The 4,011-nt window shown below is 43.3% G+C and carries 4 protein-coding genes; 2 read left to right on the top strand and 2 right to left on the bottom strand.

Features of this window, described 5'->3' with window-relative positions; genetic code table 11:
* Positions 1-169: 169 nt before the first annotated feature.
* Both B9J84_RS10780 and trpR read left to right on the top strand, forming a co-directional pair.
* Positions 170-2,119: a transglycosylase SLT domain-containing protein gene (locus B9J84_RS10780; RefSeq protein WP_143698857.1), complete on the top strand. Its 1,950-nt coding sequence runs from the start codon at positions 170-172 to the stop codon at positions 2,117-2,119.
* A gap of 58 nt (positions 2,120-2,177) precedes the next feature.
* The gene (gene trpR / locus B9J84_RS10775) at positions 2,178-2,477 is read left to right on the top strand and encodes a trp operon repressor (RefSeq protein ID WP_013857539.1); all 300 of its coding nucleotides are present in this window, start codon (positions 2,178-2,180) and stop codon (positions 2,475-2,477) included.
* Positions 2,478-2,501: 24 nt separating this feature from the next.
* On the opposite strand, the gene yjjX is transcribed toward trpR, so the two are convergent.
* Positions 2,502-3,029, bottom strand: a complete 528-nt coding sequence (gene yjjX, locus B9J84_RS10770) for an inosine/xanthosine triphosphatase (RefSeq protein ID WP_094124107.1) — start codon at positions 3,027-3,029, stop codon at positions 2,502-2,504.
* The coding region (locus B9J84_RS10765; protein ID WP_143698856.1) for a GGDEF domain-containing phosphodiesterase at positions 3,001-4,011 on the bottom strand (1,011 nt) is incomplete at its 5' end. The genes yjjX and B9J84_RS10765, both read right to left, overlap by 29 nt.

Below are 4,011 nucleotides of genomic sequence, written 5' to 3'. Positions count from 1 at the left end.
CTTAGATGGTGTTTTTCATCGATAAAAAAGTAACGAAACATTAAGTTACTAAGTTCATATGTCGCACTTTTATGAATTTAATATTATTTACATCTATGGCCTTTACTTTTTTATCTAGAATCAGCGTAATGAAACGGAAATTCCCTTGCTTTGGATAGGACGAGAGCACATGGCGCTCATGCATTTTATAAGACCGCAGCGATTGTTATCATCAATATTAGCGTTGAGCTCCTTGGTGTGCGGCACCGCGTTTTCAGGCGCAATAGAGGACTTGGATAGTCAACGAGAGCTGTATGATCAAGCTCAGAGGTGGCTTGATGAAGATAAAGTTGATGAAGCTAAAAAAATTAGAAATAAGATCAAAAACTATCCATTGACGCCTTATCTGGATTATCGATCTCTGCTGGTCGATATTGGTAATAAACCGCCATTAGCGGTTCAGGTTTTTATCGATACACATCAAGATTTCCCGTTTTCAAACCGCATTCGAGCACCGTATTTAGATGCGTTGGCGGCGAAAGGAAAATGGGCCACCTTGCTTGATTTTCAAAAAGCGGAGCCGAATGATGAGCCTTATCGCTGTCATTACTACAATGCGCATTACCAAACAGGCCAGCGAGATATTGCGTTCAAAGGCGCACAAAAATTATGGCTCAGTGGCAGTAGCATTTCTGACGCCTGTGATCCACTCTTCACCGCATGGAGTGAGCAAGGCGGGTTAACCGATGACTGGTTGCTTAAACGAATGTTTTTGGCGTTTGGTGGGCGTAATTTAACGCTAATGAAATACTTACAGAAAAAATTAGTTAAGCCAAAATCACAGGCGACAGCGCAAGCGATGATGGATCTCTACCGCTCGCCAGAAAATGTGTTGACTTTTGCTAAACAATACACCGATGGCACGTTTAATCAGCAGTCGATTCAATTTGCGTTAGAAAAGCTAGCACGCCAAGATGCAAAGCTTGCGCAAAGTGTGTACCAAACTCTTCTCGATCAGAAAATACTGTCGGATGCTTATCAGCGTCCTATTGCAGAATATATAGCCAGAATATTGCTTGATACCGAGGAGCAAGCACTCGCAAACTGGCGAGATAGTGTGATAGCGCAAAGCTCAAACAGTCTTTTGCTCGAGCAGAGGATCCGCAAGGCACTGACCGTTGGTCGTTGGGATGAAGTGAAATTCTGGACAGAGCAGCTCCCCGCTGATGAAAAAGCCAGCTTACGTTGGCAATATTGGCTTGGGCGCGCTGATATTGCGTTGGGTGATGAAGCCAAAGGATTACAACGTTTAAATGCGATGATTGGGCAACGTAATTTCTACAGTGTCGCGGCCGCTAATATGGTGAAACAGTCAGTAAATTATCCCAGTACATCGATTAAGCTTAATCCCAATTTATTGACGCCGTATAAAAAAGCCTTAGTACGGATCCAAGAGCTGATTGAACGAGATAAAATCGCGGCTGCAAAAAGTGAATGGAAATGGTTACTCGATCGTGCAGATACAAAAGAAAAAGAGATGCTAGCGGCCTACGCCGACTCCCAACGTTGGTATAGTTTAACTGTGACAGCCTCTATTTCGGCGCGGATGTGGGACAACATGCAATTGCGTTTTCCATTAGCCCATCAATGGTGGTTTAACTTCTATGGCCAAAAACACGACATTGACCCAATTATGCTGATGTCACTTGCTCGTCAAGAAAGTGGAATGGATGTTGAGGCTCAATCGCCCGTTGGCGCTCGCGGTATCATGCAGATTATGCCGAGCACGGCTAAGTATACGGCTAAAAAATATCAGCTGACCTATAACGATGAGCAAGAGTTATATGAGGTGGGCAAAAATATCGAAATAGGCAGCCATTATTTAAATGGATTATTAGAGCAATACGGCGACAATCGAATTTTTGCATTTGCTGCCTATAACGCTGGGCCAAATCGCGTCAATCAATGGCGAGAGAAAACACAAGGCAAGTTAGATGCTTACGCTTTTATTGAAGCGATTCCCTTCCGGGAAACCCGCGGGTATGTGCAAAATATTTTGATGTTTGAGACTTACTATCGAGATTTGATGGGGATTGAAGGTGAATTTCTCAACCAAGATGAGCTCAATACAAAATATTAATTCCAATACGAAGTGAAAGTTCTACAATAGCGGAACGTATCACTTTGCGAGTACATTCATGCCACACCAACCTGAGTACACTGATTGGCAGCAGCTAATGGAATTGGTTAAATCAGCCACAGAGCAAGAGCAGCACGCAATGCTACTCACCATGATGATGACCCCAGATGAGCGAGATGCGCTCGTGGCGCGTGCGAACATCTTATGTGAGCTACTCAAAGGGGAGTTATCACAGCGGCAGATTAGCCAATTGCTCGGAGTGGGAATTGCGACCATTACGCGTGGCTCAAATGAGCTCAAAAGTAAATCAGAACAAGAAAAGTCGCAATTAGCCGCTCTGCTACTCAAGGTGTCTTAGTGACCCCTTGAGTTCGCTAACTTTTTATAAATTAGCAGGGAAATGCTCTGGGTTGATAAAAGGGATTAACGCGAGGATCAATGCTTGATGGTAGACCGAGCTGCGAGTGAGTTGGTTATGAGTGAGCAGGCTGATCGCCCCACCTTTCTGTTTGATATTTTGGCAGTCAAACAGTTTATCCATCACATCGCCTAGCTCATTTTCATGGCTTAACAGCTTCAATACTTGAGGTGGTAGCATTAAGCTGGCTGAACGCGATTCTCCTCTATGAGTGGCGGATTCAATCACCATCCATGCAAAAGTCACTGTATTCTCAATGCCCGCTTCTAACCCGACGTAATAATCTGCCGTGGGATCTTGCTCTTTCGCATTTCGTACTCGGTTAAGTGCGCCTTGATGGGTTTCTTCATCTGTCATCGGTTGCTCCGCGACACCACTGGGCACACTCACCCCTTTAAATGAGAAAGTATCCTGCGGAAAGGTACTTTCAAATGCACTTTTGACTGCATTGATTTTGGCCGGGTTAAGAGAGGCAATGATCACATTTTTCATAAACAGCGTTTAACTCTTTTTGTTGTTGATACCATGAAACCAACGCATTTAATGGCATTGGTTTGGCAAAATAATAGCCTTGCATGAAATCACATTGGTAATCAGCAAGCCAATTATGCATCTCTTTACTTTCAATCCCTTCAGCTGTGACTTGCATTGATTGAGAGTGGCAAAGTTCGATCAAAGGCTTAATGATCTTGTGATTGTCAGTGGTGATGAGTGTATCTAAAAAAAGCCGATCGAACTTAATTTTTTGTACTGGATATTGCACCAATTGAGTAATGGAGGTGTAACCAGAACCGAAATCATCAATCGCCAATCCGTAGCCTAAATGCGATAGTTCGTGAAGCAGTGGAAAACCTTTTGAATTGGTCGAAAAAGTTTCTGTAATTTCAAAATCAATCAAATGGGGAGGAACTGCATTCTCCTGCGCATGTTTATGAATGTAATGAGCTAACTGTAAAGAGTTTAATTCTGCTGATGAAAGGTTAATCGATAACTGAACAGGGTGTTCAAACATCGCTTGCAGTGCATGGAACTCCTCGAAAGCTGAACGGACGACCCAGCGATCAATGTTGCCAAATAACCCGGTTTGTTCGGCTATCGGAATAAATTCTTTTGGTGAAATCGTACCGAGCAGCTTGGATTCCCAACGAAGTAAAACTTCAAATCCTGAGACTGTATTGCCAGCACGATTTAAATAAGGTTGATAGACCAGGCTAAATTCCTGATCAAAATTGCCTCGGCGTAATGCTTGCTCAATGTTGGCTCTGCGCAGAACACCCTTATTGAGCTCTGGCGAGTAGTAAGCTATTTGGTTCTTCCCAGCATTTTTTGCTTGATACATGGCCGTATCAGCATTAGATAATAATTTTTCTAAGGTATAGCCATCGGTTGGGTAGGTAGCGATACCAATACTTGCTGTGATAGGGAAATTTCCGAGCGGTGAATTATGCTGGTTTTGTAATGGGATCAGTAGCTG

Source organism: Vibrio sp. V03_P4A6T147 (assembly GCF_002241085.1).
Taxonomy (GTDB): Bacteria; Pseudomonadota; Gammaproteobacteria; order Enterobacterales; family Vibrionaceae; genus Vibrio; species Vibrio anguillarum.
Note: the sequence above shows the minus strand (reverse complement) of the source record. Positions and strands in the feature narration are given on the sequence as shown.

Bases quoted from the DNA above. Each gene is read 5' to 3' on its own strand.
- B9J84_RS10780 (WP_143698857.1), top strand. From the start codon at position 170: ATGGCGCTCATGCATTTTATAAGACCGCAGCGATTGTTATCATCAATA.
- trpR (WP_013857539.1), top strand. From the start codon at position 2,178: ATGCCACACCAACCTGAGTACACTGATTGGCAGCAGCTAATGGAATTG.
- yjjX (WP_094124107.1), bottom strand. From the start codon at position 3,029: ATGAAAAATGTGATCATTGCCTCTCTTAACCCGGCCAAAATCAATGCA.